Below are 16,036 nucleotides of genomic sequence, written 5' to 3' on the forward strand. Positions count from 1 at the left end.
GGCGCATCGTCTCGAGACTTCCGGCGACCGCCCCTCGCGATGACGCCCGGTCCAAGGAAAAGGCCCCGCGGATTTGCATCCGCGGGGCCTCTCATCTGTCGGCCGAGTGAGGTAGAGAAAAACCTACTCTGCGGCGACCCGGTGGGCCTGCGAGCCGTCCGTATAGGTCTCGGCCTGCAGACGCTTGCCCGGGGCGGCGCGGCCCGGCAGCGGCGGCAGGGCCTTGGCCTTCTCCAGATCGATGCCCGCGCCCTCGGCCACGCGACGGCCGTAATCCGCGTCGGCATGCCAGAAGTGCCAGACCATCCGCAGCTGGATCGGCTCCGGGCACTGCTTCATGTCACCGACCAGGTTGGCGATCAGGTCGTCCCGCTCCCAATCCTGGAACGAGCGGTAGCGGACGCCGGCCTGGGTGTAGTCGTCCTCGGTGCGCGAGGTCTGGTAGCGGCCGAGATTGCCCTCCACCGGCTGGTGGTAGTCCCGGGCCGGCTTCGGGGCCTCGCGCAGGCCCTCGGCGAGCGTCGAGGGCTCGTAGTTGATGTGCTTGTTCGGACCGGTCCCGTCGACCGAATAGGTCATCTGGCCGTCCCGCTGGTTCGAATAGACCTTCACACCGGGCTGCGGCGCGTTGATCGGCAGCTGCAGGTAGTTGGCGCCGACCCGGTAGCGCTGGGTGTCCGAGTAGGACAGCGTCCGGCCCTGCAGCATCTTGTCGTCCGAGAAGTCGACACCGTCGACCAGGACGCCGGTGCCGAAGGCCGACTGCTCGACCTCGGCGAAGAAGTTGTCCGGCACCCGGTCAAGCACCATGCGGCCGCACGGCAGAAGCGGGAACTGGTCCACCGGCCACAGCTTCGTATCGTCCAGCGGATCGAACGAGAGATGGTCGTTCGGGCCGTCCGGCATGATCTGCACGGCGAATTCCCACTCTGGGAAATTGCCGGCCTTGATGTTGTCGTAGAGGTCGCGGGTCGCGTGACCCACGTCCTTGCCCTGGATCTCGGCGGCCTGGGCCGAGGTCAGGTTGCGGACGCCCTGCTTCGGGATCCAGTGGAACTTGCAGAGCACGGCCTCGCCCTGGTCGTTGACCAGCTTGTAGGTGTTGACGCCCGAGCCTTCCATCTCACGGTAATTGGCCGGGATGCCCCAGGGCGACTTCAGATGTGTCACCATGTGGATCGACTCGGGGTGCTGGGACACGAAGTCGAAGAAGCGCCACGCCTCCTGGCGGTTGGTCACCGGATCCGGCTTGAACGCGTGGATCATGTCGGGGAACTTGATCGCGTCGCGGATGAAGAACACCTTGAGGTTGTTGCCAACCAGGTCCCAATTGCCGTCGACGGTCTTGAACTTCACCGCGAAGCCGCGCGGGTCGCGCTCGGTCTCGGGGCTCTCCTTGGCGCCGGCGACGGTGGAGAAGCGCACGAACATCGGCGTCTTCACGCCGGTCTCGGTCAGCACGCGGGCGCGGGTGTACTTGGAGGCCGGCTCGTTGCCGATCTTGCCGTAGGCCTCGAAATAGCCGTGGGCGCCGGCGCCGCGGGCATGAACGACGCGCTCCGGGATCCGCTCGCGATCGAAATGGGTGATCTTCTCGATGAACTGGTAGTTCTCGAGGGTCGCCGGGCCGCGCTCACCGACCGTGCGGGTGCTTTGGTTGTCGCGGACCGGATGGCCCTGGCGGGTGGTCAGGATCGGGCGTTGATCGCTCATGCGCAGCATCTCTCCATGGGGCGAAGGCTCGCTCATGTGCGCGAAGCCAACCTGGAAGTGTTCTGGTGAAACGTTATGACCCCGGCATGACCCGGAGGCAAATGCATCGTTGCAAAGAGCGTGATAGGCGCAGTCTATGAATCTCGCTGGCCTCTCGCTCCGCGATCTTGAATATGTCGTGGCCGTCGCCGACGAGGGGCATTTCGGCCGGGCGGCCGAGCGCTGCAATGTCAGCCAGCCGACCCTCAGCGTGCAGGTCCGCAAGCTGGAAACCGCCCTCGGCCTGACCTTGTTCGAGCGCTCGAACCGGCGGGTCCTGCTCACCGAGGCTGGTCAGGCGATCGTCCGGCAGGCACGGGTCGTGCTGGCGGAGGCGCAGCGCCTGCTGGCGCTCGCCAGCGAGGGGCGCGGCTCCCCGCTGACGGGACGTCTGGTGCTGGCGGCGATCCAGACGCTGGGTCCGTACTTCTTCCCGCTGGTGCTGCGGCCGCTGCGCGAGCAGTACCCGTCGCTGATGCTCTCGCTGTCGGAGTCGCGCACCGCCGAGATCGTGGATGGCCTGCGCGATGGCCGCATCGACGCGGCCCTGGTCTCCCTGCCGCTGCCTTTGCACGGGCTCGCCGTCTCGCCGCTCTTCGTGGAGCCGTTCTGGCTCGCCTGTCCGGCCGAGCACGCCCTGGCCCGGGGCGGCGCGCTCTCGGCGACCGAGATCGCCGGGCCGGATTTGCTGCTGCTCGACGAGGGCAATTGCCTGCGCGACCAGGCGATCGCGGCCTGCGGCGCCGGCTCGTCGGTCGGGCGGCACGCCACGAGCCTGGAGACCCTGCGCTCGATGGTGGCGGCTGGTGCGGGATACACGTTGCTGCCGGCCCTCGCGGTGCCTGCCGGCCCCGATCCGACCGGGCTGACGGTCACCCGGGCCTTCGACGTCGATGGGCCGGGGCGGACCATCGCACTGGTCTGGCGGGCGAGCGACCCGCGCGCCGCGGGGCTCACGAACCTCGCCGCCTTCTTCCGGGCCCATGCGCCGCCCGGCACCGCCGCCTGCCGCGACGGGGAGCCGGTGGTCTGACGGCGCTTCGAAGCCCCGCGCGGGTCGTCAAGGCCGGCCCGGGCCGACCGTTCGGACCCGGCGCCCGACGCCCCGAATCCGTGGGCCTTGACCGCGGGATGCGGGCGGGGATGGGATAGGTGGATCGTCCGAGATCTCGGCGAGGGGCGGGAACGGGTCGATGCGGCGCACGGCACTCTGGGCGGTTCTCGCGATGGTGGCCCCCGCGGCGGCCCGGGCCGAGCCCGAGGACAGCTTCGCCCGCGTCGACGCGATCAACCGCGCCTCCCTGGTGATGACTGTCGAGATCGGCATCGTCCCGCGCGCCCTCGGAGCCCGTATCGCGCGGGCCCTGGATCAGGTCGCCGCGGAGGCCGCCAAGCCCGGCGCCGACCGGCCGGACGATTATCTCCGGATCGAGCCCCTGATCGTGGCCAAGGCCGGTCCGGACGCCACGCGCCTGCATTCCGGCCGCAGCCGCCAGGACATCATCCCGACGGTGCTCAAGCTCGAACAGCGCGACCGCCTCCTCGCCCTCGCCGAGGCCCTGGACGAAACGCGGGCCGCCCTGCTGACGCGGGCCGAGGGCGAGGCCGACACGATCGTCCCCGCCTACACCAACGGGGTCCAGGCCCAGCCGACGACGCTGGGCCACTACCTGTTGGGCTACGCGGAGGTGCTCGCCCGCGATGCGGATCGGCTGCACGAGGCCTGGGGCCGCCTGAACCTGTCGCCCCTCGGCGCCGCGGCCCTCGGGACGTCGAGCTTTCCGGTGGACCGCGCGCGCCTGGCGGCGCTCCTCGGCTTCGACGCGCCCGTGGAGAACAGCTACGACGCGGGCCAGCTCGCCCCGATGGATATGGGCCTGGAGCTGACGGCGCTCGCCGCGAACCTCGCGACCACCGCGGGCAGCTTCGCGCAGGATCTCTACGCGCAGTATCACCAGACCCGGCCGTGGATCCTGCTGCGGGAGGGGGCGCTGACCGGCCCGAGCAGCATCATGCCGCAGAAGCGCAATCCCGTGGCGCTCTACGCCCTGCGGATGAAGGCCAGCGACGTCGTGGGCGCCGCGCAGGCCTTCGCGGTCATGGCCCACAACGTCGATTCCGGCATGCCGGACTACAAGCGCAATCAGGCCGAACCGCCGGGCCGGACCCTCGCCGAGGCCGCCACGATGTGCCGGCGCTGGACCAGCATCTTCGATGGTCTCGTCGTCGACCGCGCGCGGGCCGCCGACGAGGTCGCGGCCGATTACGCGACCACCACCGAACTCGCCGATACGCTCCAGCGCGAGGCGGACGTGCCGTTCCGCCTCGGCCACCATTTCGCGTCAGAGCTCGTGAGCTACGGGCGCAGCCACGACCTGCGCCCGGCCGACCTGCCCTTCCTGGAGGTCCGACGGATCTACGCCGAGGCGGCCGCCGGGACGGGGTTGAAGCCGGACCTGCCCCTGGACGAGGCCCGATTCCGGGCGTCGCTGTCGGCCCGGGGCATGATCGATGCGGCGAAGGGGCTCGGCGGCCCGCAGCCCGCGGAGGTCCGGCGCATGCTCTCCGGTGCCCGGGCGCGCCTGGAGGCCGATCGCGACTGGCTCGCCGGACGCCGTGCGGGCCTCGCTACCGCCCGGGGGAAACGCGACGCCGCCTTCTCTGACTTGGCCCGGGAGCCCTGATCTCGGCGCGGGGCCACCGTGCCGAAACGTCGCCGTAAGAGGGCCAATATTGCGCTATAGCGCGCCTCACGCCCGACGTTCCGCGCGGGTAGCCTCCGTCGGTCGCCTTGCCCTCCTTCCGCACCCTCGGCCTCTGGGCCGCCCTCGCTGCCGCCTCCGCGGCCATCTCGTTCGGCCTGATGTCCGCGCAGTTCCCGGCTGCGCTGCTGCTCGGGCCGATGATCGGGGCGATCGCCTTCGGGGTCGGCGGATCCGGGCTGCACGTGCCGCGCGCCGCCTTCCAGGCCGCGCAGGCGATGATCGGTTGCCTCGTGGCGCATGCGGTGACCGGGCAGATCGCCCAGACCCTGCTGGAGGACGGCCCGCTCATCGTCGCCGTCGTGCTGGTGACTGTGGCGGTCAGCGGCGTCGTCGGTTGGGTCCTGACCCGCCTGCGCGTGCTGCCCGGCACCACGGCCGCCTGGGGCTCGTCGCCGGGTGGCGCCTCCGCGATGGTGGCGATGGCCGAGGATTTCGGCGCGGACCCGCGCCTGGTGGCCTTCATGCAATATGTCCGCGTGGCGGCGGTGGTGTTCTCGGCTTCCCTCGCCGCCCGCTTCCTGATGGAGACGCCGGTCCCGGGGGCTTCGGCGGGGGCCGGCGAGGTGACCGGGCCGCTCTCGCTCCTGGCGACGCTGTCGGTCGCCGTGGTGGGCGCCGGCGCGGCCCTGGCTCTCCGGGTCCCGGCCGGCGCGCAGGTCGGACCGATGGTGCTCGGCAGCCTGCTCCACGCCACCGGGCTCGTCCGCATGGCGCTGCCGGTGCCGATCCTGGAACTCGCCTATGCCTGCATCGGCATCTATGTCGGCCTGCGCTTCACCCGGGAGACCCTGCGCCTGACCGTGTCGGCCCTGCCGGGCATCCTGGTGGCGACCTTCTCGGTCATCGCCCTCTGCGCCGCCTGGGGCTGGGGGCTGACCCTGCTGCTGCCGATCGACCTGCTCACCGCCGTCCTCGCCACGAGCCCCGGCGGCCTCGACTCGGTGGCGATCATCGCCGTGGGCTCGAAGGCCGATGTGTCCTTCGTCCTGGCAGTCCAGACGCTGCGCCTGTTCGTGGTGCTGCTCACCGGTCCGCTGCTCGCCAAGTGGATCAGCCGGTCCGTGCCCGAAGGCGCGGCGCGATGAACGCCCTGGTCCTCGCCTTCCTCAATTCCTGGCGCGGCCTGCGCCACGGCGCGCGCACCGAGCGGGCGGTGCGCCAGGAATTGGCGCTGCTGGCGCTGGGCGTGCCGCTCGCGCTGTTTCTCGGCGCGACCTTATGGGTGCGCGTCGCCCTGATGGTCAGCCTGCTGCTGATGCTGGCCGCCGAATTCCTCAACACCGCCGTCGAGAAGCTCTGCGATCACGTCCACCCCAGCCACCACCCGATGATCGGCACCGTGAAGGACCTCGCCTCCGCCGGCACCTTCATGGCACAGGCGGCAGCGCTGCTGGTCTGGGTGGCGGCACTCGTGGAGCGGCTGGGCTGATCTGCCCCGCCGGCCGGGCGCTCGCATCCCTGGCCGGGAGGGTCTATCTGGCGGGCACGTTCCATCGCACCCGCTCGAGACCCCGCACCGTGACGGACTACATCCGCAAGATCCTCACCGCCCGCGTCTATGACGTGGCGATCGAGAGCCCGCTCGATCCGATGCCGCGGATGACAAAGCGGCTCGGCCGGCCGGTGCTGCTGAAGCGCGAGGATCTGCAGCCGGTCTTCTCGTTCAAGCTGCGCGGCGCCTACAACAAGATGTCGGCCCTCAGCGCGGACCAGATCGCCCGCGGCGTGGTCTGCGCCTCCGCGGGCAACCACGCCCAGGGCGTGGCCCTGGCCGCCGCCAAGCTCGGCGCCCGGGCGGTGATCGTGATGCCGCGCACCACCCCGTCGATCAAGGTCGATGCCTGCCGGGCGCGCGGGGCCGAGGTCGTGCTGCACGGCGACGCCTTCGACGAGGCGCTCGCCGAGGCGAAGATCCGCGAGGCCGAGGAGGGCCTGACCTTCCTGCACCCGTTCGACGATCCCGACGTGATCGCCGGCCAGGGCACGATCGGCAAGGAGATTTTGGAGCAGCATACCGGCCCGATCGAGGCGATCTTCGTGCCCGTGGGCGGCGGCGGGCTCGCCGCCGGCATCGCCACCTTCGTGAAGTACCTGCGGCCCGGCACCAAGGTGATCGGCGTCGAGCCGGAGGATGCCGCCTGCATGGCCGCGGCGCTGGCGGCGGACACCCGGGTCAGCCTCCCCTCGGTCGGCCTGTTCGCCGATGGCGTCGCCGTGCGCCAGGCCGGCGAGGAGACGTTCCGGCTCTGCCGGGAGCACCTCGACGAGGTCATCACCGTCGACACGGACGCCATGTGCGCCGCCGTCAAGGACATCTTTGACGATACCCGCGCGGTGTCGGAGCCCTCCGGCGCGCTGAGCGTCGCGGGCGCCAAGGTCTACGCCGAGCGCGAGGGCGGCACCGGCACGCTGATCGCCATCTCGTCGGGGGCGAACCTCAATTTCGACCGCCTGCGCCACATCGCCGAGCGGGCCGAGATCGGTGAGCAGCGGGAGGTCCTGATCGGCGTGACCATCCCGGAGCGGCCCGGCGCCTACCGGGCCTTCATCAACGCCCTCGGGCCGCGGGCGATCACCGAGTTCAATTACCGCCACGCGCCGGGCGCCGAGGCGCAGATCTTCGTGGGCATCAACGTCGCCGGCGGCAGGCGCGAGAAGCAGGCGCTGCTCGCCGCCCTGCACGAGGCCGGCTACCGGGCCCTCGACATGAGCGACAACGAGATGGCTAAGGTCCATGTCCGCTACATGGTCGGCGGGCGGGCCGTGGGTGTGGCGCACGAGCGCCTGTTCCGATTCCAGTTCCCGGAGCGGCCGGGCGCGCTGATGAAGTTCCTGGACGCGCTGGGTCCGGACTTCGACATCACGCTGTTCCACTACCGCAACCACGGGGCGGATTACGGCCGCGTGCTCGCCGGAATCGCGGTCCCGCCGGCGGAGCGGGCCAGGTTCGATGCCGTGATCGAGGCCCTGGGCTACCCGGCCACCGACGAGACCGAGAACCCGGCCTATCGGCTGTTCCTCGACGGCGAAAGTCGCGGTGCGGCTTGACGGCGGAGGCGGATCACGCCTCCGCCTCCTCCACCGTGACGACGTCCGGCAGCGCCCGCAGCTTGGCGGCGATCGCCGCGACGCTCGTCCGGGATAGCCGCACGAAGGTGATGGCGACCTCGTCGTAGTCCGGGTCGGCGCTCGGCCGAACCGTGAAGGTCCGCACCCGTGAGGCGCGCTCGCCGGTCGCCGCCTGGAGGGTGTCGATCGACAGTGCGTCCTTCCGCACGGTGAGCCGCAGGGTCTGCGTGCGCATTCGCGCGCGCCAACGCTCCTCGAAGGGTTTCACGCCCGCTAGGATGCCGACGACGAGCGCGGTCGTCGTCAGCGCCGGCACGTAGAGCCCGCTGCCCACGGCCAGGCCGATCGCTGCGACGCCCCAAAGGCTCGCCGCCGTCGTCAGCCCCTTCACCACCTCGCCGCGCAGCAGGATCGTGCCCGCACCCAGGAAGCCGATGCCCGACACCACCTGCGCGGCGATCCGCGAGGGATCGAGGACGACATGGTCCACGCCGAGCACATCGCCGAAGCCGTAGGCCGAGACGATCATGATCAGGCAGGACCCGACGCAGACCAGCATGTGCGTGCGCAGGCCCGCCGCCCAGAGCAAGCGCTCGCGCTCCAGCCCGATCACGCTGCCGGACAGTGCCGCCAGCGCCAGCCGCGCCACCATCTCCCCGTTGCCGATCAATGCCGCCTCCGCTCCGTCGCTCCGCAGGGAAGCGGCCTATCCTGGAGGATGGAGCGCCGGCCGATCAAGCGGTGCCGAGGGCGGCCTTCTCGACCTCGTAGGCGGCCCGGATGGCCGGTTCCCCATAGGTCCGTTCCAGGCGCCGGACCGTGAAATGGGCGTGCGCCGTCGCCTGGAAGTGGTTCATGAAGGCGGTGTTGACCGCCGCGCCCCCGAACGCGCCCAGGATCGGTACGGTCTGCGCGGCGACCTTCTGCGACACCACGAGGCCGAAACGTGCCGCGATCTGCGCGGTGAACCGGATCAGGGCCGGGGCAGACTGGTCGAGAAGCGTCTTGCTGCCGGCATAGCGGGCGGCCTCCGCCAGGGTCTTGGCCAGGGCGGCACGCACGGCGAAGTAGCCGCTCTCCGTCAGGGCGGAGCCCGCCTCCGTCGCGGCTGACGTCCGGCCGCTCAGGGCGAAGACCTGGACGCAGGCGAGCGCGCCTTCAGGGGTTTCCAGATCCTCGCCCTCCTCGCGGGCGATCTCGGCGATTGAGCGCAGCATCAGCGTCGTGGAGACCGGGAGTTCGACGGCCAGGGTCGTGAGGCCGAACGCGCCTCCCACCGCTCCGGAGAGCGCCGCCAAGGCCTTGTGCTTGGCATCGCCCGAACCGAGGAGCCGCGTCATCCGGCTCGCGGCCTTCGCGGTGGCCGCACCCAGGGCATCGTCCGACGTGGGCGCCAAGGCCTTGCGCGGCAGCGTCGCCAGGGCGACCCGCAACGCCACGCGCATCGCGGCCTCGGTGCTGCGGCTGACCGCCTCGGTCACGGGGGCGGGCAGCGAGCGGCCGATGAGGTCGAGGGGGGCTCCCGCCGCCGCGGAGAGGCGCGCGGCGAGGCTCGGGCGCTCCAGTGCCGCCACCGCCCGGCGCAGGGCGGCGAGATCCGCGTCGCTCAGCACGGTCTCTCGGGTCACCGCCGGCAGGATTTCGCCGGCGCGGGTGAGGTCGGTCGTGCTCATCCGTAGATCCCTGGATCTGTTCCGGTCACGCGGTGCCCGGGGCCCGCGCCGTGGAAGGAAGCTCGGCGCCCGGCATGCGGTTCCCCGCCATGTCGGCGGCCCGCGCCGCCTCGGCGGCCGGCCGGGTGCCGCGGCGCCCAACGGCGAGGCAGAGGGCCAGCACCGGGATGCCGACCAGCGATGTTATCACGAAGAAGGCCGGATACCCGATCGCCGCGACCACGAAGCCCGACGCCCCCGCGATCAGCTTGCCCGGCAGGGCGTAGAGCGACGAGAACAGCGCATACTGCGTCGCCGCGTAGGCCCTGCTGGTGAGGCTCGACATGTAGGCGATCAGCACGATGCCCGCAAAGGAGCCGCAGAAATTCTCGACGGAGATCGCCACGGTCAGGCGCCAGACCTCCGGCCCGCCGGCCGACAGCCACGCGAAGGCGAGGTGCGAGGCCGCGGCCAGGAACGCGCCGAGGAGCAATGTCGGGAAAAGCCCGAGTCGGGCGAGCGCCCAACCGCCGGCGAAACCGCCCGCGATCCCCACCCAGATTCCGTAGAGCTTGGTGACGGTGGCGATCTCCCGGAGGTCGAAGCCCCGGGTCCGATAGAGCGGGCTCGCCATCACCCCGGACAGGAAGTCCGGCAGGCGGAAGAGGGCCACGAGCAGGAGGATGCCCCAGAGGGCGTTCCCGAAGCGAGCGTGGAGCTCGGTCAGGGGCTCCAGGATGGCGCGGCGAATCGACCCGATCCGCGAGCCGCCTGCGGTCTCCGCCGGGGCTGCGCGGGCGACGTCGAAGGCCGGCGCCAGCAGCGCCGCGACCATCCCCACCAGCATGAGCGCGGCCATGATCAGGTAGGCCAGCGTCCAGCCCCCGGCCGCGGCGATGAACAGCGCGCCCGCGCCCGCGGCGATCAGGCCGAGGCGGTAGCCGAGGTTCGAGGTCGCCGCCAGGATGCCCTGGAAGTCGCTGCCCGCCGCGTCGATGCGCCAGCCGTCGATGACGACGTCCTGGCTCGCCGCGCAGAACGCCATCAGGAAGGCCGCGAGCCCCAGCAGCGCGAGGTTCGTCTTCGGGTCGGCGAAGGCCATCAGGACGAGGCACAGGGCGACCGCCGCCTGGGTCGTGACCATCCAGGCCCGGCGGCGTCCGAGCCGGGCGCTCAGGACAGGCACGTCCAGGCGGTCGATCGCCGAGGCCCACAGGAACTTCAGCGAGTAGGGCAGTGCCACATAGCTGAACAGCCCGATGGCCCGCACGTCGATATCCGAGAAGGCGAGGCGGAGCGTGAAGGTCCCCAGCACCAGCAGCAGCGGCAGGCCGGACGAGAATCCGAGCGCGAGCATCAGCGCGATGCGCCGATCCTCGACGATGTCGCGGAGGCGGAAGCGGCGCATCGCCTGTGGTGGGTTGCCCATGGCATGGAACTCCTGAGCCCTCATGGCCTTGATCTCGCGAAATCGTGGCAACCTTGCGCCGCGGAGCGTCTCGCCGGATTGTGATGCCACTTGCCGGAGGCTTGATCGAACGCCGCTTAACGCGATGTCCACCACCGGGGGATCGCGGCGTGCAGGAGACGCCGGCGGACCCCCACGTCGCTGCACAGAGTATGGAATGATGCGTTGAGTGCCCGGTCCGAGCCCGCCCTGCCGCCGGCGACGCTGGTCGATGCCTTCGCTCGAAGCCCGTCGCCGATGGTGATCACCGACGCGCGCGCGCCGGACAACCCTGTTGCCTGGGCCAACGACGCGTTCCTGCAGGTTACCGGGTACGGCCTGCAGGAGGTCGTCGGGCGCAATTGCCGCATGCTTCAGGGCCCTGCGACCGACCGAACCGCCGTCGAGCGGATCCGCGCTGCGATTCAGGTGGCGGAACCGATCTCGGTGGAACTGCTGAACTATCGCAAGGACGGTACGCCGTTCTGGAACGCGATGACCATCACGCCGGTGAGCGATACGGAGGGCGTGGCGTTCTACTACGCCGCTCAGGCGGACATGACCTATGTCCATCAGCTCGAAGACACCATGCGTGACACCACCGGCGAGCTGGAACGCCTGGTCGAGGCACGCACGCATGCCCTGAGCGCAGCCCTGGAGCAGAAGACCGCCCTGCTGCACGAAGTCGATCACCGGGTGAAAAACAACCTGCAGGTGATCTCATCGCTGATGCTGCTCAAGGCCCGCCGGACGCCCGAGGGCGAGGCGCGCGACGCGCTTCAGAACATGGCCGAGCGCATCGGTGCCTTGTCGACGGCGCACCGGCTGCTCTATTCCGAGGGGGACTGCGCGCATTTCAACCTCGGCGACTTCGCGGCCGAGTTCCTGGCCGACATGAATGCCGGCCTCGATCCGGAAGTGCGGCGGATCGAGGCCGACGTTGAGCCGATCGCGGTGGCGGCCGCCATGGCGGCGCCGCTGGCCCTGCTCATCCACGAACTGACCGCCAATGCGTTGCGCCACGCCTTCCCGGACGCCCGCGAGGGGCGGGTCTCGATCGCCGCCCGGCGGACGGAGAGCGGCATGCACCTGACGATCCGCGATGACGGGGTCGGGCTGGCGGCCGTGTCGCCCAATCCGGCGGGTTTCGGGCGCAATCTCGTGGAGATGGTTGTGCGGCAGATGCGCGGAACCATAGCCTGGGCGGATGCCGGACCGGGCACCGTCGTGGAGATCGATATCCCGCTGAAGTCCGTGTCTTGAGTCTTGCGTGTGAACGCTCCAAGCTTGCGGCGGCGTCCACAGCACGGTGACACGGAGAACGCATGGGCACCGGGAACGCCGCGTTGGAAGCCGCGCTCCGCGTCCTCGTGGTGGAGGACGAGGCGCTGATCGCGCTCGAACTCGAATGCCTGCTGGACGAGCTTGGCCATATCACGGTGGGCATCGCCGGAAATTCCACCGAGGCCATCGCCATGGGCCGTTCGACCGCACCCGACGTCGCGCTGGTGGATATTCATCTCATCGACGGCCCGACCGGCATCGAGGTCGCCCGGGCGCTCTCGCAGGACCGGCGCACCACCGTTGTGTTCATGACCGCCAACGCGAAGCGCATTCCCAAGGATTTCGCCGGCGCCATCGGGGTGATCGCCAAGCCCTATTCCGAGCGCGTGGTGGCCAGCACCCTCGACTACGTGGCGGATCGGCGCGCCGGCCGCGGCGAGCCGGCTTGTCCGGACGGGTTCTGGCCCGCACCGGTCTGAGGTCCGGGTCAAAGGGGTGCGGCGGCACTGAACCGTCTGCGAGGGACGATTCTTGGGCTGATCGAGAAGACGCGCAGCCCGGGACTACCAAACCACTTCCCTTCCCTCGGACGGGAGCGGAGACCCACGCGTGCGTCCGATCATTGCCCTCATCCGGCAGCGATATGTAAATCCGGTGGGTCCGCAGCGGCGAGTATAGGCGCGATCGGCCGCTCCCGCTCTCCAACCGCGACGTGTCAGAGGCGAACCCCTCAGCCCCGTCCCTCCCGTTCGCGCTTCAGCCGGTAGAGGGCATCCAGCGCCTCCCGGGGCGTCAGCGCATCCGGATCGATGGTGTCGAGCATCGCCCCGAGGGGATCCTCGGGGGGCGCCTCCGGGGGCGGAGGCGGCGCCAGGGCGGCGAAGAGTGGCAGGTCGTCGATCCGGGCTCGGGCGGGGCGGCCGCGCTCGGCCTTCTCCAGACTCTTGAGGATCGCCCCGGCCCGGGTCACGACGCTGCCCGGTAGCCCGGCCAGGCGGGCCACCTGAAGGCCGTAGCTGCGCTCGGCCACCCCCGGCACGACCTCGTGCAGGAACACGACGCCGTCCCGGTGCTCGGCCACCTTCAGGGTGGCGTTCTCGAGCCGGGCGAGGCGGTCGCCCAAAGCGGTCAGCTCGTGGAAATGCGTGGCGAAGAGCGCCCGGCAGGCGTTCACCTCATGCAGGTGCTCCAGGCAGGCCCAGGCGATGGACAGGCCGTCGAAGGTCGCGGTACCGCGGCCGATCTCGTCCAGGATCACCAGCGAGCGGCGGCTCGCCTGATTGAGGATCGCGGCGGTCTCGACCATCTCGACCATGAAGGTCGATTGCCCCCGGGCGAGGTCGTCGGCGGCGCCGACCCGGGAGAACAGCCGGTCGACCCGCCCGATCCGCGCCTCGGCGGCCGGCACGAAGGCGCCGATCTGGGCGAGCACGGCGATCAGCGCGTTCTGGCGCAGGAACGTGGACTTGCCGCCCATGTTGGGGCCGGTGATCAGCCGGATCCGGCCGCGGGTCTCGCCCGAGAGGTCGCAATCGTTGGCGATGAACGGCTCCCCCGCCCGGCGCAGGGCCGCCTCGACCACCGGGTGCCGCCCGCCCGCCACGACGAAGCTCAGCGAATCGTCGACCACGGGCCGGCGCCAGTCGAGCTCGACCGCGAGTTCGGCGTGGCTCGCCGCCACGTCGAGGCCGGCCAGCGCCTCGGCAACCTCGGCGACGGCGTCGGCCCGGGCGAGGACGCGGGCCGAGAGGTCGTCGAACACCGCCGCCTCCAGGGCCAGCGCCCGGTCGGAGGCCCCTGAGATCTTGGATTCGAGCGCGCCCAGTTCGACGCTGGTGAAGCGCATCGCGTCCACCATGGTCTGGCGATGGACGAAGTCGCTCTGGAGTCCCTTCAGACAGGCTTCGCCGACGGATTGCGGAACCTCGATGAAGTACCCGAGAAGGTTGTTATGCTTGATACGCAGCGTCCGGCAGCCGGTCTGCTCGGCGTAGCGCGCCTGCAGGGCGGCGACGACCTTGCGGGAATCCTGGCCGAGGATGCGGGCTTCGTCGATCTCCGCATGGTAGCCGGCCCGCACGAAGCCGCCGTCCCTCCGGCTGAGGGGAAGGTCGTCGGCGAGGGCCGCCGTCAGCGTCGCGATCAGCTCCGGATCGGCCGCGGCGAGGTGGCCGGCCAGCCGGGCGAGATCCTCCGGCAGGGCTGGGATGGCGGACAGGCGCCCCCCGAGTTCCGCCGCCACGGCCAGGCCGTCCCGGATCGCCGCGAGATCGCGCGGTCCCGCCCGGCCGAGTCCGGTCCGCGACAGGGCGCGGGCGAGGTCGGGGGCCCGGGCCAGGGCGTCGCGCAGGCCGCCGCGCAGGGCGGCATCGTCCACGAGATGCACCACGGCGGCATGGCGCCGGGCGATGGCCTCGAGCTGGGTCAGCGGACCGGCGAGGTGCTCGGCCAGCAGGCGTGCCCCGTTGGCCGTCACGGTGCGGTCGATGGTGGCGAGGAGGCTGCCGGTGCGCTCCCCGGACAGGGTGCGGGTGAGTTCGAGATTGAGCCGGGTCGCCGCGTCGATCGCCAGCGTCCCGCCCGCATCCTCGCGGGTCGGGACCGCCAGGGTCGGCCGCGCCGCGAGCTGCGTCCGGGCGATGTAGAGGAGCGCGGCACCGGCGGCCGCGATCTCGGCCCGGGTGAACTGGCCGAACCCGTCGAGGGTCGAGACGCCGTACTGCTCGCGCAGCCGCCGCTCGGCCGCCTGCGGTTCCAGTTCCGCCTGCGCGAGCGGCACGATCGCGGCGCGGCTCTCCTGCCAGAGCCGCGCCAGGGCGGGATCCGCGTGGATCGCCTCCGACAAGACGATCTCCCGCGGGTCGTGCCGGGCGATGGCGCCGGCGAGATCGCCACCCGCGACCTCGCTCAGGGCGAAGCGCCCGGTGGAGATGTCGACGGCGGCCAGACCGTAGGCGACCACCCCCTCCCCGGTCTTGCGGCGTCCGATCGCCAGCAGAAGGTTGGCCCGGGCCGGATCGAGGAGCCGGTCCTCCGTGATCGTGCCCGGCGTGACGAGGCGCACCACCTCCCGGCGCACGACCGATTTCGGGCCCCGTTTCTTGGCCTCGGCGGGATCCTCGGTCTGCTCGCACACGGCGACCCGGTGCCCGAGGGCGATCAGGCGATTCAGGTAATCGTCGGAGCGCTCGACCGGCACGCCGCACATCGGGATCTCGGTCCCCGCGTGCCGGCCGCGCTTCGTCAGGACGATCCCGAGCGCCCGGGAGGCGATCTCGGCATCCTCGAAGAACAGCTCGTAGAAGTCGCCCATCCGGTAGAAGAGAAGGCAATCCGGATTCGCGGCTTTGATCTCGATGTATTGCGCCATCATCGGCGTGGCGCCGGCCGGGTCGAGGCCGGGGGCGTGCGTGATATCGGCGGCGGGGCGGACGGCGGTTCGAGCCATGACGCCTCTTAGCAGAGCGGCGTCCGCGAATCAGGACGCGTACACCGACGCGGCTGGGGAGAAGCCGCCGCGGCGGTGGATGATCGCAGGCTGCCGCTCGCGGAGGAGCGCGGCGCCGTACCCGTATCCTGAGGCTCAGTAGCGCGGGCCGCCGGTGGTGTTGCCGAGCTGCTGCTGATAGCCGGGCCGCGACGGATTGCGCGCGTTCGGATTGCCGTGGCGCATCGTGTTGAGGCGGCGCATCCGCCGCTCGTGGCGGGTGGAATGATGGCGGTGCATCCGGTGATGGTCATGCATCGCGATGGTCTCGACCAAGTCGTGCCCGGCCAGGCCGGACTGTGGCAGGGCCGGAGCGGCCTGGGCGGTCGCCGTGGCGGCCATGATGCCGCCGAAGACGAAGCCCGCAGTCATCAGGGTGTGGAAAGACATCGTCGCGTATCTCCGGAACGCTCTCATGAGCACCCACCCAAAGGGAAAGTGATCGAAAGGTTCCGGAATGTCGCTGAGAACGCAGAAGTGAATTTATTCTGAATGCAGGATTAATCGATCGTCCTGCACGTACACCGCGCCCGATCCTTCGACGCTTCCGAGACTAGAAGAGGACCTGCAAGCCACGGCA

Annotated in this window: 13 protein-coding genes; 7 read left to right on the forward strand and 6 right to left on the reverse strand. The window is 70.7% G+C overall.

All coding sequences use genetic code 11. The features are described 5' to 3' along the window. Nucleotides 1-123 precede the first annotated feature (123 nt). Nucleotides 124-1,713 (reverse strand): catalase, encoded by a 1,590-nt coding sequence (locus AC3IF1_RS23655; RefSeq protein WP_243973516.1) that lies wholly within the window; start codon nucleotides 1,711-1,713, stop codon nucleotides 124-126. Between the two features lie 136 nt (nucleotides 1,714-1,849). On the opposite strand from AC3IF1_RS23655, the gene AC3IF1_RS23660 reads away from it, so the two are divergent. From AC3IF1_RS23660 to ilvA, 5 genes are all read left to right on the forward strand, one after another. Continuing rightward, nucleotides 1,850-2,785: a LysR substrate-binding domain-containing protein gene (locus tag AC3IF1_RS23660; protein WP_489219586.1), complete on the forward strand. Its 936-nt coding sequence runs from the start codon at nucleotides 1,850-1,852 to the stop codon at nucleotides 2,783-2,785. A 160-nt stretch (nucleotides 2,786-2,945) separates the two neighbouring features. After that, nucleotides 2,946-4,436 carry an argininosuccinate lyase gene (locus AC3IF1_RS23665; protein ID WP_489219587.1) on the forward strand — a complete coding sequence of 497 codons (1,491 nt, stop codon included), beginning with the start codon at nucleotides 2,946-2,948 and terminating at the stop codon, nucleotides 4,434-4,436. Nucleotides 4,437-4,543: 107 nt separating this feature from the next. After that, nucleotides 4,544-5,602 (forward strand): AbrB family transcriptional regulator, encoded by a 1,059-nt coding sequence (locus tag AC3IF1_RS23670; RefSeq protein WP_489219588.1) that lies wholly within the window; start codon nucleotides 4,544-4,546, stop codon nucleotides 5,600-5,602. Further along, nucleotides 5,599-5,946, forward strand: coding sequence for a diacylglycerol kinase (locus AC3IF1_RS23675; protein WP_243973512.1), 348 nt, complete (start codon nucleotides 5,599-5,601; stop codon nucleotides 5,944-5,946). The genes AC3IF1_RS23670 and AC3IF1_RS23675 overlap by 4 nt, the downstream gene beginning before the upstream one ends. Before the next feature lie 47 nt (nucleotides 5,947-5,993). After that, nucleotides 5,994-7,565: a threonine ammonia-lyase, biosynthetic gene (gene ilvA / locus AC3IF1_RS23680; protein WP_489220456.1), complete on the forward strand. Its 1,572-nt coding sequence runs from the start codon at nucleotides 5,994-5,996 to the stop codon at nucleotides 7,563-7,565. A gap of 13 nt (nucleotides 7,566-7,578) precedes the next feature. On the opposite strand, the gene AC3IF1_RS23685 is transcribed toward ilvA, so the two are convergent. From AC3IF1_RS23685 to AC3IF1_RS23695, 3 genes are all read right to left on the reverse strand, one after another. Further along, nucleotides 7,579-8,256: an MgtC/SapB family protein gene (locus AC3IF1_RS23685; protein ID WP_489219589.1), complete on the reverse strand. Its 678-nt coding sequence runs from the start codon at nucleotides 8,254-8,256 to the stop codon at nucleotides 7,579-7,581. 64 nt (nucleotides 8,257-8,320) lie between these two features. Further along, entirely contained in the window at nucleotides 8,321-9,259 is a 939-nt protein-coding gene (locus AC3IF1_RS23690) for an EcsC family protein (RefSeq protein ID WP_489219590.1), read from the reverse strand. 25 nt (nucleotides 9,260-9,284) lie between these two features. After that, nucleotides 9,285-10,667: an AmpG family muropeptide MFS transporter gene (locus AC3IF1_RS23695; RefSeq protein WP_489220457.1), complete on the reverse strand. Its 1,383-nt coding sequence runs from the start codon at nucleotides 10,665-10,667 to the stop codon at nucleotides 9,285-9,287. Nucleotides 10,668-10,871: 204 nt separating this feature from the next. Here AC3IF1_RS23695 and AC3IF1_RS23700 point away from each other — a divergent pair, with 204 nt between their 5' ends. Together AC3IF1_RS23700 and AC3IF1_RS23705 are read left to right on the forward strand one after the other, a co-directional pair. Further along, nucleotides 10,872-11,948: a histidine kinase dimerization/phosphoacceptor domain -containing protein gene (locus tag AC3IF1_RS23700; RefSeq protein ID WP_279598663.1), complete on the forward strand. Its 1,077-nt coding sequence runs from the start codon at nucleotides 10,872-10,874 to the stop codon at nucleotides 11,946-11,948. A gap of 62 nt (nucleotides 11,949-12,010) precedes the next feature. After that, a complete protein-coding gene (locus AC3IF1_RS23705) occupies nucleotides 12,011-12,448 on the forward strand; it encodes a response regulator (protein ID WP_489219592.1) in 438 nt (145 codons plus the stop codon). A 251-nt stretch (nucleotides 12,449-12,699) separates the two neighbouring features. Here AC3IF1_RS23705 and mutS read toward each other — a convergent pair whose 3' ends face one another. Both mutS and AC3IF1_RS23715 read right to left on the reverse strand, forming a co-directional pair. Next, nucleotides 12,700-15,417 carry a DNA mismatch repair protein MutS gene (gene mutS, locus AC3IF1_RS23710; RefSeq protein WP_489219594.1) on the reverse strand — a complete coding sequence of 906 codons (2,718 nt, stop codon included), beginning with the start codon at nucleotides 15,415-15,417 and terminating at the stop codon, nucleotides 12,700-12,702. A gap of 135 nt (nucleotides 15,418-15,552) precedes the next feature. Beyond that, the gene (locus AC3IF1_RS23715) at nucleotides 15,553-15,846 is read right to left on the reverse strand and encodes a hypothetical protein (protein WP_489219595.1); all 294 of its coding nucleotides are present in this window, start codon (nucleotides 15,844-15,846) and stop codon (nucleotides 15,553-15,555) included. Nucleotides 15,847-16,036 lie beyond the last annotated feature (190 nt).

Source organism: Methylobacterium sp. E-012 (assembly GCF_057836545.1).